The following is a 17,823-nucleotide window of genomic DNA, read 5'->3' on the forward strand; positions in this document are numbered from 1 at the left end:
GGCTCCTATCGTCGTTGATCGGAACTGCTCACGAGTCGGTCGGGCCCGCGCTCGGTGGGTCCGTGGTCGGTGGTGCCGTGGCCGGCGGGTCCCGGGTCGGGCGACGCGTGGTGGATCGGCCCGCCGGCGGTGCGCAGCGGCGCGCCCGACCCGCCCCAGCGGGCGGCGACGATCTCGCCCGCGATCGAGACCGCCGTCTCCTCGGGGGTGCGCGACCCGATGTCGAGCCCGATCGGGGCGTGCAACCGGGCCAGCTCGGCCTCCGCCAGCCCGCGCTCGGCGAGCTCGGCGAGCCGCCGGTCGTTGGTGCGCCGCGACCCCATCGCCCCCACGTACGCCAGGGGCAGCCGCAGCGCGAGCTCGAGCAGGGGGACGTCGAACTTGGGGTCGTGGGTGAGCACGCACACCACGGTCCGATCGTCGACCCGGGTCCGCGCGAGGTAGTCGTGCGGCCAGGAGACGACGACCTCGTCGGCGTCCGGGAACCGCCGGCTCGTCGCGAACGTCGGGCGCGCGTCGCAGACCGTGACGCGGTAGCCGAGGAACGCACCGATCCGGGACACCGCCGCCGCGAAGTCGATCGCGCCGAAGACGATCATCCGGGGACGCGGCGCGTAGCAGGCGGCGAAGACCGCGATGTCGTCGCGGCGGCGCTCGCCGTCGGGTCCGAGACGCACCAGGCCGGTGCTTCCCTGGGAGAGCAGCCCGCGCACGTCGTCGCGGACCGCCTCGTCCAGCCGCCGGGAGCCGAGCGTGCCCTCGGTGCCCGGGCCGTCGGTGTCCTCGGGGCGCACCACCAGCCGCGCGCCCCGTCGCTCGTCGCCCACGCCGTCCACGAGCGTCGCGACGGCGACCGGCCGCCCGTCGCGCACGTCCGCGGCGACCTCGTCGAAGCCCGGGAACGACCGCCGGTCGATGCGGTCGACGAAGACGTCGATGATGCCGCCGCACGTGAGGCCGACGGCGAACGCGTCGTCGTCGCTCACGCCGAACCGGTGCAGCGCCGGGCGGGCGCCGTCGCGCGCCTCGGCGGCCAGGTCGTAGACGGCACCCTCGACGCAGCCGCCGGAGACGCTGCCCACCACGGTCCCGTCCGGGCCGACCACCATCGCCGCGCCCGCGGGGCGGGGCGCCGACCTCCACGTCTCGACGACGGTGCCCACGCCCACGGACGCGCCCGAGCGCCACCACGACAGCAGGTCGTCGAGCACGTCGCGCATCAGCGACCACCTCCGTCGGCAGGGCGCGCGGTCACGGGACACGGGCCCCGCGCACCGGCGACGCACCCGACCGCGTACGCCTCCAGCGTCGCGACCCGCGGTGGCCGACGCAACCGGTGACGCGACCGCCGGCACCAGGGTTGCGGCGGCGGACCCGGCTGGGATCATCGACTCCGTGAGCGATGACGTCAGCGGGGGAAGCGTCGCCCGACTGCTGCCGGACGTCGACGCGCTCCGGCTGGCGCTCGACGGGGTCGACTACCTCGCGGACGACGGCACGGTCATGGCGCTGTTCTGCGCCGCCCGGCTCGGCCAGCCGGTGCTCCTGGAGGGCGAGCCCGGGGTCGGCAAGACGGAGGCCGCCAAGGCGCTCGCGGCGGCGCTGGACACGCCGCTCGTCCGCCTGCAGTGCTACGAGGGGATCGACCTCGCCGAGGCGCTGTACGAGTGGAACTACCCGCGCCAGCTGCTGGCGATCCGCCTCGCCGAGGCCCGGGGCACGGACCTGGCCGAGGACTCGCTCTTCGGCGACGAGTTCCTCATCGCGCGCCCGCTGCTGGCGGCGCTGCGGCACGACGGCGAGCGCCCCGCGGTGCTGCTGATCGACGAGGTCGACCGGGCCGACGACGACTTCGAGGCGTTCCTGCTCGAGCTGCTGGGCGAGGGGGCCGTGACCATCCCGGAGCTCGGCACGGTCCGCGCCGCGCAGCGCCCGGTGGTCGTGCTCACGTCGAACCGCACGCGGGAGCTGCACGACGCGCTGAAGCGCCGGTGCCTGTTCCACGACATCGCGTACCCGTCGCCCGAGCGGGCCGCGGAGATCGTGCGCCGCCGGGTGCCGGGGAGCTCCCGGACCCTGGCCGAGCAGGCGGCCCGCACCGTGGAGCAGCTGCGGGCGCTCGGCCTGCAGAAGCCGCCCGGCATCGCGGAGACGATCGACTGGGTCGCCGCGCTGGAGCTGCTGGGCGTGCAGGCGGTCGACGGGCCCGCCGTCGACCGCACGCTGGGGTCGCTCGTGAAGTACGCCGACGACCAGCGGCTCGTCCGGTCCTCGGGCGTGGTCGGCCCGCCGTGAGCCCGGTCGCCTCCGCGGGCGCCGGCGCCGCGGACGTCGCGACGCTCGTGACGCGGTTCGCCGACCGGCTGCGCGCGGCCGGCGTGGCGGTGAGCCCGGACCAGACGATGCGCCTCGCGGCGCTGATCGGGCTCGGCGTGGCCCGGACCAGGGACGAGCTCTACTGGTGCGCGCGGGTCAGCCTCGTGCGCTCCGGGTCCGACGTCCCCGCGTTCGACGCCGTCTTCGCGCAGGCGTTCGGGGCGGGCGGCGTCGTGCCGCGCCCGGGGCCCGCGGCGGAGCCGCCGGGGGTGCGCGCCGATCGGCCGCGGCCCGCGAGGGGGACCGTGCGGCAGCGCGCGGGCGGGAGGTTCGAGCCGGACGACGCCACGGGCGCGGCGCGGCAGGGGCGCCCCGTGCCCACGCTCGCGAGCAGCGAGGAACGGTTGACGGTCGTCGACTTCGCGGAGCTGGGGCGCGACGAGCTGGACGCGCTCGCGCCGCTGCTGCAGCTGCTCGCGGTGCACACCCCGCTGCGCGTCTCGCGCCGGCGCCGTCGGCACCGCCGCGGCGACCGGCTCGACCTGCGGGCCTCGTTGCGGCGTGCCGTCCGCTCGGGAGGGGACCCGGCCGCCGCGGTCCGGCGGACCCGTCGCCGACGGCCCCGCCGGCTGGTCGCGCTCCTGGACGTGTCGGGGTCGATGGAGCCCTACGCGAGGGCGTACCTGCACCTGCTGTGGGGCGCCGCGTCGCGCGCCGACGCCGAGGTCTTCGTCTTCGGCACGCGGCTCACCCGCCTGACCCGCGTGCTGCGCACCGGCGACCCGGACCGCGCCCTGGCACGGGCGGCAGCCCTGATGCCGGACTGGTCGGGCGGCACGCGGATCGGCGCCTCGGTGCGGGAGTTCATGGACGGGCACGGCCGCCGCGGCATGGCGCACGGCGCCGTCGTGCTCGTCGTGTCCGACGGCTGGGAACGGGACGACCCGACCCTCCTGGCGACCCAGATGGCGGCCCTCGCGAGCCGGGCGCACCGGGTCGTGTGGGCCAACCCTCGCTCGGCGGCGCCGGGCTTCGAGCCGCTGACCGGGGGCATGCGGGCGGCGCTGCCGCACGTCGACGCGCTGGTGAGCGGGCACTCCGCCGAGGCGCTCGCGGACGTCGTGCGGGCGCTGGGGGACCAGGCGCGATCGCCGCAAGGACCGTAGGAAGCGGCCTATGGGCGGCGGCTCACAGGGTGGCGAGAGACCTGGGTCGTGGCCGGGCCGTCAGCCGTGCGCCTTGTCGTGCCGGTCGAGGCACGCGGCGATGGCCTGGGGTACGGGCAGGCCGGTCGGGTCGGCGGCGAAGAGGTACTCGCCGCCCGGGTTGACCTCCAGGAACACGTGCTCGCCGTCCGGGGTGACCCTGAAGTCGGACGCCCCGTACGCCAGCCCGAGACGCTTGTGCAGCTCCAGCAGGGACGCCGCGACCTGGTCGGGAAGCCGGTGGACGGAGAGCTCGGCCGAACCGAGACCCATCCGGTAGTCCGCGTGGAACTCCGGCCGGGACCGGATCGCGACCGCGAACACCTCGTCCTCGACGACGACGACCCGCAGGTCGAGCTCGGCGGGGACGTACTCCTGGAACGTCACGGGCGCGAACCGCACCTGGTCGATCCGGTCGAGGTCGTCGGGATCGACGACGGCGGTGGAGCGGGGCGCCTCCGCGATGTTGCGGAACGCCTTGCGGATGACGCCGCCGGGCGGGCGTGCCTCGACGAAGTCGCGTGCGGCCTGCGGGTCGTTGGTGATGAGGGTGCGGGGCACGGAGAGCCCGGCCGCACGAGCGAGCTGCAGCTGGCGGACCTTGCGCTGGCCGGCCTCGTCCGCGGCGGGCGGGTTCATCCAGAAGCACTCGGTGGCGTGCCAGACGCCCTGGAGGGTCTCGTTGCTCTCGGACCAGGCGAAGATCCTGCTCGTCGGGTCCCGGAGCTCGGGGTCCAGCTCCATCGCGTGCACCCGGCGGAACCAGACCGCGCCGACGTCGGCGAGATCGATCGGGTCCTGGCCGCGCGGGGCGAGCCTCAGGACGTCGGGCTCCCCGTCCGCGAACCGGATGTCGATCCGGGCGCGGGCGGGGAAGTCCGCGACGTCGAAGACCGCCGCCGGCCGGGTCAGGTGGGCCCTGACCCGGCCGACGTGCTCGTTGTCGTGAAAGCTGACGATGAGGATCATGGCGACAGCAGGGCGACGAGCTGGGAGTAGATGCCCGACAGCGCCTGGATCCTGCTGGCCGACGCCTGGTCCAGCGCGCCCGTCCGGGACGCCGAGGAGTAGCCGGCCAACACCTCGCCGAGCTGCTGCAGGACGACGACCAGCGGGTCCGTGGCGGCGGGCGCCGCCTGAGCCCCTGGAGCCGCACCGGCCTGGCCGGCGGCCTGGGAGCCGAGCACGAACGGCGTCGCGGTGGGCACCTGGGGCTGGAGGTCCGGGGCGACCGGGTTGACGACCTGGGGGAGGACCACCGGGTCGAGCGGGTTGGTCACCACGGGCTCGAGCCCCGCGAGCTTGACGGGGTCGATGCCGGGGAAGACGTCGCTCGCCAGATCCTTGACGAGGTCGTCGATGCGGTCCTTCACGCGGTCCTTGATGGGGTCCTTGATGAAGTCCTTGGGGCGCTCCTTGACGAAGTCCTTGGGGTTCTCCTTCACGAACTCCTTCGGGTTGTCCTTGATCCGGTCCTTGATCGGGTCCTTGGGGAGGTCCTTCACGAACTCCTTGATCGGCTCCTTCACGAAGTCCTTGGGGTTGTCCTTCGCGAACTCCTTGATCGGCTTGACGTCGCACGGCCCGGAGGTGCCGATCGTGGAGCGCGGGCCGTCCAGGGCCGCCTGCATCCGGTCGACCTGGCCGTGGGTGAACATGACCATGGCCATGTCGTCGACGTAGTCCATGTAGTTGACGAAGAGGTCCCCGTTCGGGCCGTTGCTGCACGAGATCGTCGGGAAGGTGGGCGTGCCGAAGTTCGGACCGCCCTGGTTCGGCGTGTCGGCCACGAGGTCGGACCCGGCGCAGCCGGTCCCGTCGTCGCCCCAGATGTGCCGCAGGTCGAGCCAGTGGCCGACCTCGTGCGTGGCCGTGCGCCCCAGGTCGAACGGGGCGGCGGCCGTGCCGGTCGTGCCGAAGCCGTGGTGCACCACCACGACCCCGTCGGTGTCGGCGGGGCCACCGGGGAACTGGGCGTACCCGAGGATCCCCGTCTGGGTCGGGCTGTGGATCGCCGGGCAGACCCACAGGTTGAGGTACGCGTCGGCGGGCCACGCGTCGGCGCCGCCGGTCGAGGCGTGCTTGACGTCGTCGAGGTCCGTGTTGAACGAGGACACCGTCGTCGAGGTGCGAGTGATGCCGTTCGTCGGGTTCCCGTCGGGGTCGGTCGTCGCGAGCTTGAAGGTGACCCGCGCGTCGGCGATCAACGGCTGGTAGGCGCCCGGCACGGTGGACTTGTCCGTGTTCTTGGCGCGGAAGTCGGCGTTGAGGACGTCGATCTGGCTCTGGACCTGGGCGTCGGAGACGTTCTGCGCCGCCGTCCTGTGCACCACGTGCACCACCACCGGGATGGAGGTGCAGCCCGTGCGGAGCGCGGCGCGGCCGAAGCTCAGCATCCGCAGGGTGCGGTCCTCGATCGCGCTGCGTGCCTCGATGTACCCGGGCACGGTGCGCAGGAGCCGCTCGTGGACCTCGCTGGTCGCACATCGGCGGCGGGCGGGGAGCTCTGGTTCGGCCGACTTCTCGGCCTTGGTCTTGGGAGGCATCCGACCTCACGACCCTTCGTTCAGCGATGCGGCCGCAGCTCCAGACGGTCGGCGTCTGCGGCAAGGACCTGATAGGTCGCTTCCCCACGGGGAAGCGCGATGCGCAGCACGTCGCCGTCGAGCGACCAGGTGCCGTCGGTGGTGGTCCCCCGGTCGTCCGGGCCGGGAGCCCCCACGAGGGCGAGCTGGTCGGGCAGCAACGTGAACGTGGTGCGCCCGCGGGACGGCGGGAAGTCGCCGTCGGCGGGGCGGAAGACCTGACGGCCCTCGTCGTCTTCCTCGTGCGAGTGGGTCCACGAACCGACGAGGGTCCCGGGGGAGATGTCTCGGCTCACCGTCCTCCTCGACGGTCGGGTCCCTGCCCGCGCCCTGCGGCGGGGACTGTGCTGGCGCTGGCCGTGGCCGGTCGCGCGGGTCGCGGTGCGTGGCTCCCGAGCGCCGTCCGCTCCCTACCCTGAGGGACGGCGCGCCGAGCCTCTCATGACCAGCTCCCCATGGAATCACCCGCCTCACCACCAGCTCGGACGGCCCGTCGACCGCTGCGCGCCTCACTCGCGCGCCAGGGTCCCGCCGAGATTCTCGAAGGCTCCGGGGGACGGGCGCCACGCCGAGCCGTCCCACCACGCGTGGTGCAGCGCGGAGTCCGCGCCGAGGACGAAGACGTCGAGCCGGTCCGGTCCCCACGCCACCACGGGGCCCGACGGCCGCGGCCGGCTGTCGACCGAGCCCAGCCACCCGGCCACCGTGGCCGCGTTCATCCGCATGATCTGCAGCGCGAAGGCGGGGTCCACGCGGTCCACGGTGTCCGCCGCGGAGTGGATGCTGCCGTTGGCCCCGTCCCCGCCCTCGATGGTGAGGACCGCCGGCAGGCCGGCGTCGATGAACGGGACGTGGTCGCTCGCGAAGGGCGACAGGGACGTCTCGACGCGCAGACCGGTCCACGTCGCCGCCGCCCCCGCGAGGTCGTCGACGAGCCCGGACGACACCGGGGCACCCTCGAGGAGGACGGTCGGCACGGCCGTGTTCCGCGTGCCCACCATGTCCATGTTGAGGATCGCCCGGATCCGGGCCCGCTCCGGGAGAGGGAGCGCGGCCACGTACTGCGTGCTTCCGTGCAGCCCCTGCTCCTCGCCGCCGAAGAGGACGACCCGCAGGTCGTCGCGCCACGGGCGGCCGGCGAGCGCGCGCACGAGCTCGAGCGCCGCGGCGCACCCGCTGGCGTTGTCGTCGGCACCCGGCGCGGGCGCCGACGGGCCACCGGGCAGGTTGACCGAGTCGAGGTGAGCGGTGAGCAGCACGACGTCCCGCGGCTGGGTGCCGACGCCGGGGAGGTCCGCGACGACGTTCGCGCTGGTCCCCGGCCCTACCGTGACGGTCTGCCGCGACGTCGCGAGGCCGAGCGTCGCGCACCGTGCCTCGGCCCAGCTCGCGGACGCCGCGAAGCCGGCGCTCAGCGAGTGACGCGTGGGGAAGGCGGCGAGCGTGGCGACGTCGTCCGCGAACCGGTCGGCCGACAGGGCGCCGACGACGTCGCCGACCCGCGCGTCCGCGCGCGCGGCCGGCGAGGCTCGCGTGGCCGGCACGCCCACGACGACGGCGTCGACGGGCAGCGGCTCCGCGCGCCAGCACAGGCCGTCCTGCTCGTCGAGGATGGACGGGTGGGTGTCGGCGACCACGACGTGCCGGCCGTGCGCGAGCACCGGGCTCACGCCGGGGTGCGCGTCCTGGAACGCCCGTCCCACCTGGGTGACGAGCAGGAGCCGGCCCGTGGGGGCCGTGCCCGACCGTGACGCGGCGTCGTCGTCCGCCCACCGCACCGTCCGGTCGCCCAGGCGCGCCCAGTGGGCGCCGGCGACGTCGGGTGTCGGGGCGCTCATGGCGGACCCTCGGGCCGGATCTCGAGCGTGTCGCCGGCGACGCGCTCCACGTGCCAGGTCGCCCCGGTCGCGTCGGTCCGTGCGACGACGCCGCGACCGGCCGTCGCCTCCCAGCGGCCGGGCCGCGGCTCGGAGCCGTCCGCCCGCCCGATGGCCTTCTCGACGAAGGCGCCGTCGGGCAGGAACACCAGCCTCCGCCGGCCCCGCGCGGGGGGCAGCGGATGCCCCGCGCGGCGGAACACGGCGAGTCCGTCGTGGTCCTCCTCGTGGGCGTGCACCCACTCTCCGATGAGCTCGTCCGCCTGTGGCACGAAACCTCCCCGCGTCGTCGATCGGGCGCCCTCAGGCGCCGGGTGCGGCCGCCATCGCGGCCCCGGCGACCTCCTCCGTTTCGCCGGTGGCGCTCTCGTCCGGCGGCGCGGCGTCCGGTGCCGCGGGCTGGCGGAAGTCGCTCACCACGCCGCCCAGGGACTCGTAGCCCGTGACGGACGGGCCCCACGCGGAGCCGTCCCACCACTTGTGGTACAGCGCGCTGTCGGTGCCCGTGACGAACACGTCGAGCCGGTCCGGGCCCCAGGCGGTGACCCTCGGCGGCGAGGTGCACACGCCGCCGAGGGACTCGTAGCCCGTGACGGACGGGCCCCACGCGGAGCCGTCCCACCACTTGTGGTACAGCGCGCTGTCGGTCCCGACGACGAACACGTCGAGCCGGTCCGGGCCCCACGCGACGACGGTCGGCGCCGTCGTGCAGACTCCGCCCAGGTACTCCCAGTCCGTGACGGACGGGCCCCACGAGGAGCCGTCCCACCACTTGTGGTACAGCGCGCTGTCGGTCCCGACGACGAACAGGTCCAGTCGGTCCGGGCCCCACGCGACGGCGACCGGCGGGCTCGCGCACACCCCGCCCATGTACTCGTAGTCGACCACGGACGGGCCCCAGGCCGAGCCGTCCCACCACTTGTGGTAGACGGCGTTGTCCGCGCCGAGGACGAACACGTCGAGGCGGTCCGAGCCCCAGGAGACGACCTCGGGCGGGCTCAGGCAGACGCCGCCCATGTACTCGTAGTCGACCACGGACGGGCCCCAGGCCGAGCCGTCCCACCACTTGTGGTAGAGCGCCCGGTCGGTCCCGAGGACGAACGCGTCCAGCCGGTCGGGACCCCACGACGCGACCTCGGGCGGGCTCAGGCAGGTGCCGCCCATGTACTCGTAGTCGGTGACCGACGGGCCCCAGGCCGAGCCGTCCCACCACTTGTGGTAGAGCGCCCGGTCGGTCCCGAGGACGAACGCGTCCAGCCGGTCGGGACCCCACGAGGCCACCTCGGGTGCGCTCATGCAGATCCCTCCCATGTACTCGTAGTCGGTGACCGACGGGCCCCAGGCCGAGCCGTCCCACCACTTGTGATAGAGCGCCCGGTCGGTCCCGAGGACGAACGTGTCGATCCGGTCCGGGCCCCAGCTGACGACCGGCCCGGACGGGACCGGCCGGCGCGACGTCGAGAACAGCGTGGGACGGACCGCGTCGAGGCACGCCTCCATCCGGGCGGCCTGCCCGTGCGTGAACATGACCATCGCCGCGTCGTCGACGTAGTCCATGTAGTTGACGAAGAGGTCCCCGTCCGGGCCGTTGCTGCACGAGACGGTCGGGAAGCCCGGCGCCCCGAAGTTCGGTCCGCCCTGGTTGGGGGTGTCGGCGACCTCGTCGGTGCCGCTGCACCCGGTGCCGTCGTCGCCCCAGATGTGGAACAGGTCGAGGTAGTGGCCGATCTCGTGCGTCGCGGTGCGGCCCAGGTCGAACGGCGGGGTGGCGGTCCCCGTCGTGCCGAAGCCGGTCGTGGTGATCACCACGCCGTCCGTGTCCGCGGGCCCGCCGGGGAACTGCGCGTACCCGAGGAACCCGTCGAGCGGGCAGACCCAGACGTTGAGGTAGCGGTCGGCCGGCCACGCGTCCGCGCCGCCGGTCGCGTCCGCCTTGACGGCGTCGTCGTCGGTGAACGCCACCGTCGCGGTCTGCGTGCGGGTCACGCCGTCGGTGGGCGCACCGTCCGGGCCCGTCGTGGCCAGGAAGAACTCGATGCGCGAGTCGGCCACCAAGGGCTGGAACGGGCCCGGCACCGTCGAGACGTCCGGGTTCGTCGCCCGGAAGTCGGCGTTGAGGACGTCGATCTGGCTCGCGATCTGTGCGTCCGAGACGTTCTGCGCCGCGGTGTTCCAGACGACGTGCACGACGACGGGGACGCGGGCCACGCCGGAGAACCGCTCGGCGGTCCCGCCCGCCATGCGCAGCTGGCGCATGCGGGTCTCGATCCTGGCCCGGTTCGCCACGTACTCGGGCGACGTCGACAGGAGCCGCCGGTGGACCTCCATGGTCCCGCAACGTCGACGGACCAGCTGGTCGCCTGGTCCGTCTCCGCTCCCTCCCGGGCCCCCGGAACCGCCCGGGCCGCCGCCCGACCGGCTCCAGCCGCCCCTGGTCATCGTCGGGCCCGTCGACGCCGCGGCGCCGTCGCTCGCGCGCTGACCGTGAGGCCGCATGGCCGCCCCCGCCATGCCGCCGGTCGCCGACGTGCTCATCGCGTCGCCGGGTCTCTCCTGGCTCGTGCCCGAGCCGCCGTCTGGTTGCTTGCCCATCTCGTCCCCCACCGGCGAGGGCAGCGGGTGCCGGTGCAGCACTGCTGCCCGATCTGGTCTCTCCCACCGCGCGGGACGGGGTCACCAGTCCCGCCGAGCTGGCAGCGTCTTCGCCGCTGCGACACGTGATACCCGCAATCATCCGCACGCCGGACCGCCCGGCACAAGGACGTCGGGCCCCGGTCGCGGGGTGAACTTCGTCGCCCGCGCGGCGCCGGCGGGCGCAAGCCGACCGCCCTCGGGTCAGCGGGGGTCTGCATCGGTCTCCTGCCCGGGGCCGGCGTCGCCCGTCCCGGCCTCCGCCCCGTCGGCCATCACCAGGGCGGCGTTCTCGGCCTCGTAGTCCTCCGACTCCTCGACGAGGTCGGCCGGGCGGGCGCCCCCGGGGGCGCGGGGGAGGCCGGGCAGCGCGCCGAGGGCCGGGCGGACACCGCGCGCCAGCACGGTCGCCAGCGCGTCGCAGGCGCCGGCGGCCAGGGCGGTGAGGCCCACCGTCAGCGCCGACCGCGCGCCGCTCCCGCGGCTCGGAGCGACGGCCCTGGCGACCAGTCCGCCGACCAGCGCGGCGAGGCCCGTCCGGACCCCGGCGGTCGTGGCGTCGTCCATCGTCCTCAGGCCTTCCTGACGAGCGCGGCGATCGTCGCGTCCCCGATGCGGGCGTCCGGGACCACCCCGAGCCACCGCTGGATCTGCTTCCACCGCGTGGCGAAGACGGAGCCGGCCACCCCGTCGACGTGCCGGCCGGTGAGCCCGGCGATCTCCTGCGCGATCTTGACCGCGGGGCCCTTCCTGCCGGGCCGCACGTCCTCGATGGCGGCGAACCAGGTCTTCGGGCCGACGACGCCGTCCGGCACGATCCCGGCGCGCTTCTGCCACGTCCGGGTGGCTTCCTCCAGCTCCTCGCCGAAGGACGGGCCGGTGTTGGCGCCGTAGACGCGCTCGGCCGCCAGGAACGCCTTCCAGAGCCGCGTCCAGCGCGGCGTCCGGGACCCGAGCTTGATCGTCGGGGGCCGACGCGGCCGGCGGGACTCGGCCGCCGCGCTCCGACGCCCCGCCCCCCGGTCGGCGGACGGGCTGTAGACCAGGTGCCAGGGCTCGTCGACCCGACGCCCCTCGGTCTCGGTCCAGCCGTGGTTCCGCAGGATCGGGAAGGCGGCGCCGCGCCGCGCGTTGCCGAACTCACCGACGCCGCCGAAGTCGTTGACGTCGACCGCCAGGCCCCAGCCGTGGTTCGAGTAGCCGGGGACGGCCGCCGCAGCACCGTCGACGCGGCCCCAGGTCGAACCGGCGTAGCGGCGGTAGTCGCCGTACGGGCTGCGCGCCCCTCGGCGGTAGCGCTGGAGGAAGAACGCCTCCTGCTCGGAGCGCGAGCGGTTCCAGCCGCGCGCGGTCAGGTCCAGGCCGGCCTCGGACCGGATCTCCCGGGCGGCACGGTTCCAGGAGCCCGCCGCGTCGGAGCGGAGGAACGCGCGCGACGCCGCGCTCGTGCCGTGCCGGCCGAAGGGGACCAGCTCGTCCAGGACGGCCGACGGAAGGTCGCCGTTGCGGTAGGTCCTGCCGCCGAATCTCATCGTGCTCATCGCTGCACCTCGCTCGGCCTCGTCCCGCTGGCGTCGGGCCGTCGTGCGGTACGCCCGGCGTGCGCTCGCGAGGACACCGCGGCGAGCCGCCAGGACCGTTGTGCCGCGATGCTCGCCGACCGCCGTCACGCGCCCGTCTCGCCACCGTCGCCCGGCCGTCTCCGCCGGGGCCGGCGCGGCCGGCCCAAGTTCACCCGGCTCGTCGCCCACGAGCGGCCGCCGGCCGCGCGACGATGAACGTGTCTCTGCAGCGCGCCGTGAATCTGCCGGTGCGGTCGTGCTCTGAGGGCGGTGGTGGTCCGTGAACGAGCTCCGGGTGACGATGCTCGGGCCGTTCGACCTGAGCGCCCACGGCGGCGGTGCAGGAGGCTCGGTCGAACCGCTCGTGCGCAAGGCGCAGTACCTGCTCGCCCTCGTCCTCCTCGCTCCGGGCCGTACCCTGCGCCGGGATCTCGCCGCCGCGACGCTCTGGCCCGAGGCCGGCCCGGACACGTCCCGCCGTGCGATCAGGCAGGCGCTGTGGCGGCTGCACCAGGCGACCGACGGGCCCGAGCGCGCCGGGGGCCGGCTGCTCGTGGCCGACGGCGACGTCATCCACGTCAACCCGGACCGTCCGCTGTGGATCGACACGGTGACCCTCACGCGGGCCGCGCGCGAGGCCGAGACCGGCGCACCCGCCGACGAACGCGTGCTGCGCCGCCTCGCCCGCGCCGCCGAGCTGTACCGGGGCCCCTTCCTCGAGAGCTGCCACGACGAGTGGTGCCTCGCGTACCGCGCACGCCTGGAGGATCGCTGCCTGACCCTGCTGGACGCCCTCAGCCACGGCTACGAGCGGCTCGGGGACGGGGCCGCGGCCACCGCCTGGGCGCACCGGCTGCTGGACGTCGAGCCCGCGCACGAACGGTCCCACCGGCGCCTGATGCGCCTGTACTACGACGGCGGCGACCGCACCCGGGCGCTGCGGCAGCTCGCCGAGTGCCGCCTCGTGCTGCGCCGCGAGCTCGACGTCACGCCCTCGGCGCAGACGGAGGCGCTCGGCGCCGCGATCCGCGCCGACCGGGGTTCCGTGACGAGGCCGCCCGACGGCGACCGCGTTCTCGCGGAGCGTGCCCTCGGGGGCACCGAGCCGCTCGCCGGCCCGCTCGAGGGGTTCCGCTCCGAGCTCGCCGCGCTGCGCGCGAGCATCGAGGCGATCGGCGCCCGGCTCGGCCGCTGAGCCGGGACCGGGTGAATCCCGCCGGGAGACGGTGCGGAGACGCGCGCGCAGACGGCCCTCAGACGGCCGCGGCGGAGCCTGGGTCGGGGCAGATCTTCGTGCACGCACGGCGGGAGCGCTTCGTGAGATGGGATCGACCGGCTCGGACGTCGCAGGCGACCAGGACGTCGTCCTCGCGCGCTCGTTCGTGGTCCGCGGGCTGCTGGAGCCGATGGACGACGGGCGCGGGGTGGGCTGGCACGGCACCGTCACCGACGTCGAGACGGGTCACCGCGCACGCTGGGAGCGTCCGGAGGAGATCGGTCGGATCGTCGCGGACGCGCTGGGCCTCCGGGACGCGCTCGGGCTCGCCGTCCGGCTCGCGGGAGTCGGCATGGCCGGCCCGGCGCTGACGGACGTGGTCGCGGACATGCTCGGCGCCCTGGGTACGCGCCTGCCGCCACCCGCCGCCACGCTGCCCCCGCACAACGTGACCCTGGAGACGGTGCGGGACCGTGCCGCCGGGCTCGGGGGCATCCGCGAGGACGGGCGGGCCGGGGCCCTCGGCACCCGCACGCTGCGCAGCGGGCGGCTCGAGGCGCGGGTGCGGTTCCAGGTCTGGGGAGCGGGGCCGAGCGACGTCGACTCGGCGCTGCTCGCCGTGCAGACGGCGGTCCTCGACGACGTGGACGACCTGCGCGCCGACGGGTTCCTGCGGGTGGCCGCCTCCGGGGCGACGCTCGCCGTGGAGGAGGCCTCGGTGCCGGCCTGGCGCAAGACCGGCTCCTTCGACGTGCTGTACGAGTACACGTTCGACGACGACGAGGACGCGCTCGGTCTCGTCGCACGGATCCCGGTGAACGCCTCGCTCGACATCGGGCCGGGCGCGACCGAGTCCGAGACGCTCACGGACGCGATGGTCCGCTGGGACGAGGAGGGCGCCTCCGCCCTGAGCCTGCGCGGTCCGGCGACGCTCACGCGGCTGTCCGCGCTGTCCTTCGTGGCCGGGGCGGCCCTCGGCGGGTCGGTGACCCTGAGCCGGACGTCCGGCTCGGGCGCACCCGTGGTGCACCTGCCCGACCTGGACGCGTTCCTCGCCCAGACCACCGGAGCGGACCCGGCGCTCGCCGACGCCGACGTCACGGGGGCGCCGGCCACCTTCCTGGCCTCGCTCGGCACACCCGCGCCGGGAGCCACGCTCGGGGACTGGGACCTCGACGGCGTCCTGGACGCCTACACCGCGCACGACCGCCGGTTCGACGAGCCGCTGGCGCTGCGCACGACGACCGACCGGCTGACCCTCGCCTACACCTCCGGCGCCGGTCCAGGGCTCGACCAGAGCGCCGTCGTCTACCTGCGGTTCGAGAAGTCGTGAACGCCGAGGAGAAGAAGTCATGACCGAAACAGTCCTGCCCGGTGTCTACATCGAGGTCCGCCCGGAGGCGCTGATCGTCCCCGGCGCCGTCACGGTCGGCAACGTCGGGGTGGTGGGGACCGCGAGCAAGGGTCCCGTCGGCACGCCGCAGCTGCTCGGCAGCTTCGCCGACGCGCTCGCCCGCTTCGGGCCCTACGACCGCTACGACCCCGAGGCTCCCGGCGACGAGCTCACGCTCGTGCGGGCGCTCGAGCTCGCGTACCGCTTCGGCGCGTCGACGGTGCACGCCGTGCGGGTCGCCGACGCCGGCAACGCGGCGGCCGCACACACGCTCGAGAGCCCGACCGGCGACTGCGTCGAGCTGCGGGCCCTGAGCCCCGGGACGTGGGGGAACGAGCTCACGGTCGCGGTCGGCACCGCGGACGCGAACGCGGTCGTCCGCGACGAGGAGGTGGGGGGCACTCCACCTCAGCTCGCGCACGCTCCCGTGATCCCCAGCGCGGTCAACCGGATCGTCGTCCGCCCGGGGGCCGGCGGGCCCGACCGGGTGCTGCCGATCGTCTACGACCCTGCCGCACCCGGCGACGTCGGGCCGACCCAGATCGGGGTGACCACGGCCGACGGGTCGCTCACGCTCGGCACCGCGCTGGGCGCCGGGGACACGCTCCGCGCCGCCTACACCGTCGACAGCTCCGAGGCCCGCAAGGTGACGGTCAAGCTCGGCGTGAGCGCCGAGGAGGCGTACACCGTCGTCTCCGGCGACGACCTCGTCGCCGACCTGGCGGCCACGCCGTCGGCCCTCGTCACGGGGGTCGCGGGTACGAGCTCCGCCGAGCTGCCCGACGCCGTCGGCGCCACCCCGCTGACGGGCGGTGCCGACGGCGCCGCGGGCGCCGACTACGCGACGGGGCTCGGGGCGCTGCTCGGGGTGGACGCGCACCTCGTCGTCGCGGCGGGGCAGGGACCGGGGTTCGGCGACGAGCTCGCGACGCACGTCGAGGTGGCCTCCAACAACGAGAACAAGCGCGACCGCATCGCGGTCGTCGGGACGGATCCCGCCACGACGCCGGAGGGGTTCGTCCAGGCCGCGTCGAACCACCCGCTGAACAGCGACCGGGTCGTGCTCGTCGGGCCGGGGATCCGGGCCGCCGACCGGTCCCAGAGCCCGCCGCTCACGGTCACCCTCCCGGGCGCCTACGCGGCCGCTGCCGTCGCCGGCATGCTGTCGGCGAACCCGCCCCACGTGAGCCTCACGAACAAGGTGCTCGCGGTCGACGGCCTGGAGCACGTCCTGTCCAGCGCCCAGCTCAAGCAGCTGGTGCTGTCCCGGGTGCTCGCCCTGGAGAGCCGGCAGGGCGTCCGCGTGGTCCGGGGCATCACGACGTCCACGAACACCGCCTGGACCCAGATCACCACGCGCCGGATCGTCGACTTCACCAAGCTCGGCGTCCGCTCCGCGGCGACGCCGTACATCGGCCTGCTCAACAACGAGCGGGTGCGCGGGGCGCTGCGGGCCAGCATCAACGGGTTCCTCAACGAGATGGTGCTCGGCGAGCTGCTCACCAGCTACGAGCTGAACGTGTCGGCCACGCGGGACGACGAGATCCGCGGCATCGCGCGCGTGGACATGACGATCCGGCCCACGTTCAGCATCGACTTCATCAAGGTCACCATCTTCCTCGAGTGAAGGACGAACCATGGCACTCACCGAAGTCTTCACCGGCAAGCACGGGACGCTCGTCGTCGCGGCGGAGGACAGCCCCGAGGGGGCCGACGCCAAGCTGATCACCGACAGCTACGCGCTCCAGACGGTCGGCCGGCTGACCGACGTCACCGTGGGCGTCGACACCGCGCTCAAGGAGTTCTACGAGGTGGGCCGGCGGCACCCGGTCTCCCTCAGCCCGGGCGACATCGCGATCCACGGCACCGTGGGGCGCGCCTACGTCAACGGGGCGCTGCTGTTCCTGCTGCAGGGGCGGGGGTCCAACCCGACGGCGAAGGTCGAGCCCTACGTGCAGCCCGCGTTCGCCATCTCGCTCAAGCTCGCCGACCCGGCCCGGCCGGGCACGAGCCTGGGCCTGGAGATCGGCGGCGTGAAGTTCGAGAACTGGGGGCTGACGATCCCCGAGGACGACTTCGTGCTGGAGCGGCTGCGCTTCCGCGCCCTGACGATCCGCGTCCTCGACAAGGAGGGCGGCACCGAGGGCACGGGCACCGACGTCGCCGTCGCGTTCGCCGACGGCGGCCAGGGCGGTGCGGTGGCATGAGCCTGAGCGCCGAGGACCTCCTGGCCGGCAGCGCGCTGGTGCACGACGTCGTCGTGCCCGCCGCGCTGGGCGGCGTGGGGGAGGCCGCCGGCGGCACCGTACGACTGCGTCCGCTGACGGTCAGGGACGTGCAGCTCGTGGCGCACGCCGCCCGCGACGACCGGGAGCTCGCCGCGAGCCTCATGATCTCCCGCGCGCTCGTCGAGCCCGCGCTGACCCCGGACGAGGCCGGCCGGCTGCCGGCCGGCCTCGCCCGGTTCCTGGTCGACACCGTCAACGAGGTCAGCGGGATCGACACCCCGCGCGACCGGCTCGCCGAGCTCGTCCAGGCGCCGCTCGCCAAGGCCTGCTTCGTGCTCGCCGACGAGTTCGGGTGGACGGCCCAGGACGTCACGGCCATGACCATCGGCCAGATCCTCATGTACCTGGAGCTGGCCGGGCGGGGGGCGGAGGTCGCGTGATCCCCGTCCTCGCCCCGCACCGGCGCCGGCCCGCTCCGGCCGCCGGAGCCCCGGCGTACCTGCGCGGCCTCGTCCGGGCGGCCGGGCGCGTCGGGCTGCTCGAGCCGGGGCTCGACGCCGCGTGCGGGGCGGCGCCCGAGGTGCCGCGGCTGCTGCACGGGCCGGTGTTCGGTTCGACGCTCGCGGAGCTGGTGGGCGCGCCGACCGGCGCCGGGGAGGAGGCCCCCGAGGAGGTCGGTGCCGGGTCGGTCGCAGGGCGCGGCCCGGCACCGGCGTCCCCCGTCGCGGTGGGCCGGCGCGCGGTCACCGTGGCCGACGGCGCGGCCCCCGGTGGTGCCCGCGGCGGTGCTCGCCCGGCGGCCGGCGGGGC

At 75.0% G+C, this 17,823-nt stretch carries 16 protein-coding genes and 1 pseudogene; 8 read left to right on the forward strand and 9 right to left on the reverse strand.

Translation table 11 applies throughout. The features are described from left to right. Positions 1–5 precede the first annotated feature (5 nt). Complete coding sequence (locus ABD254_RS21075) at positions 6–1,220, reverse strand: XdhC family protein (RefSeq protein ID WP_344250906.1); 1,215 nt, start codon at positions 1,218–1,220, stop codon at positions 6–8. Between the two features lie 175 nt (positions 1,221–1,395). Here ABD254_RS21075 and ABD254_RS21080 point away from each other — a divergent pair, with 175 nt between their 5' ends. Then, positions 1,396–2,295, forward strand: coding sequence for an AAA family ATPase (locus ABD254_RS21080; protein ID WP_344250908.1), 900 nt, complete (start codon positions 1,396–1,398; stop codon positions 2,293–2,295). Next, positions 2,292–3,482 (forward strand): vWA domain-containing protein, encoded by a 1,191-nt coding sequence (locus ABD254_RS21085; RefSeq protein WP_344250910.1) that lies wholly within the window; start codon positions 2,292–2,294, stop codon positions 3,480–3,482. Before ABD254_RS21080 ends, ABD254_RS21085 begins: the two co-directional genes overlap by 4 nt. A 60-nt stretch (positions 3,483–3,542) precedes the next feature. Here the strand turns inward: ABD254_RS21085 and ABD254_RS21090 are convergent, their stop codons facing one another. The 8 genes from ABD254_RS21090 to ABD254_RS21125 form a co-directional block, all read right to left on the reverse strand. Next, on the reverse strand, positions 3,543–4,490 hold the full coding sequence (locus ABD254_RS21090; RefSeq protein ID WP_344250912.1) for an MvdC/MvdD family ATP grasp protein: 948 nt from the start codon (positions 4,488–4,490) through the stop codon (positions 3,543–3,545). Then, positions 4,487–6,067, reverse strand: coding sequence for a zinc metalloprotease (locus tag ABD254_RS21095; RefSeq protein ID WP_344250914.1), 1,581 nt, complete (start codon positions 6,065–6,067; stop codon positions 4,487–4,489). The genes ABD254_RS21090 and ABD254_RS21095 overlap by 4 nt, the downstream gene beginning before the upstream one ends. Positions 6,068–6,087: 20 nt before the next feature. After that, a complete protein-coding gene (locus ABD254_RS21100) occupies positions 6,088–6,402 on the reverse strand; it encodes a hypothetical protein (protein ID WP_344250916.1) in 315 nt (104 codons plus the stop codon). Between the two features lie 213 nt (positions 6,403–6,615). Then, positions 6,616–7,944 carry a M28 family metallopeptidase gene (locus tag ABD254_RS21105; RefSeq protein ID WP_344250918.1) on the reverse strand — a complete coding sequence of 443 codons (1,329 nt, stop codon included), beginning with the start codon at positions 7,942–7,944 and terminating at the stop codon, positions 6,616–6,618. Further along, entirely contained in the window at positions 7,941–8,255 is a 315-nt protein-coding gene (locus ABD254_RS21110) for a hypothetical protein (RefSeq protein WP_344250920.1), read from the reverse strand. The genes ABD254_RS21105 and ABD254_RS21110 overlap by 4 nt, the downstream gene beginning before the upstream one ends. A 31-nt stretch (positions 8,256–8,286) precedes the next feature. Then, positions 8,287–10,311 (reverse strand): DUF8189 domain-containing protein, encoded by a 2,025-nt coding sequence (locus ABD254_RS21115; protein WP_344250922.1) that lies wholly within the window; start codon positions 10,309–10,311, stop codon positions 8,287–8,289. A 507-nt stretch (positions 10,312–10,818) separates the two neighbouring features. Next, the gene (locus ABD254_RS21120; protein ID WP_344250924.1) at positions 10,819–11,181 is read right to left on the reverse strand and encodes a hypothetical protein; all 363 of its coding nucleotides are present in this window, start codon (positions 11,179–11,181) and stop codon (positions 10,819–10,821) included. A 5-nt stretch (positions 11,182–11,186) separates the two neighbouring features. Further along, positions 11,187–12,155, reverse strand: a complete 969-nt coding sequence (locus ABD254_RS21125; RefSeq protein ID WP_344250926.1) for a peptidoglycan-binding protein — start codon at positions 12,153–12,155, stop codon at positions 11,187–11,189. Positions 12,156–12,456: 301 nt separating this feature from the next. Between ABD254_RS21125 and ABD254_RS21130 the strand changes: the two genes are divergently transcribed. The 6 genes and pseudogenes from ABD254_RS21130 to ABD254_RS21155 all read left to right on the forward strand — a co-directional run. After that, positions 12,457–13,371: an AfsR/SARP family transcriptional regulator gene (locus tag ABD254_RS21130; protein WP_344250928.1), complete on the forward strand. Its 915-nt coding sequence runs from the start codon at positions 12,457–12,459 to the stop codon at positions 13,369–13,371. A 127-nt stretch (positions 13,372–13,498) separates the two neighbouring features. Further along, positions 13,499–14,725: a hypothetical protein gene (locus ABD254_RS21135; RefSeq protein WP_344250930.1), complete on the forward strand. Its 1,227-nt coding sequence runs from the start codon at positions 13,499–13,501 to the stop codon at positions 14,723–14,725. 19 nt (positions 14,726–14,744) lie between these two features. Beyond that, the gene (locus ABD254_RS21140) at positions 14,745–16,412 is read left to right on the forward strand and encodes a phage tail sheath C-terminal domain-containing protein (RefSeq protein ID WP_344250932.1); all 1,668 of its coding nucleotides are present in this window, start codon (positions 14,745–14,747) and stop codon (positions 16,410–16,412) included. Between the two features lie 10 nt (positions 16,413–16,422). Further along, on the forward strand, positions 16,423–16,992 hold the full coding sequence (locus ABD254_RS21145) for a hypothetical protein (RefSeq protein WP_344250934.1): 570 nt from the start codon (positions 16,423–16,425) through the stop codon (positions 16,990–16,992). Then, on the forward strand, positions 16,989–17,453 hold the full coding sequence (locus tag ABD254_RS21150) for a hypothetical protein (RefSeq protein WP_344250936.1): 465 nt from the start codon (positions 16,989–16,991) through the stop codon (positions 17,451–17,453). Before ABD254_RS21145 ends, ABD254_RS21150 begins: the two co-directional genes overlap by 4 nt. Further along, positions 17,450–17,823 (forward strand): annotated as a pseudogene (locus ABD254_RS21155) (hypothetical protein); the annotation flags it as partial. The gene ABD254_RS21150 and the pseudogene ABD254_RS21155, both read left to right, overlap by 4 nt.

It is taken from the genome of Isoptericola hypogeus, from assembly GCF_039531145.1.
Lineage (GTDB): Bacteria > Actinomycetota > Actinomycetes > Actinomycetales > Cellulomonadaceae > Isoptericola > Isoptericola hypogeus.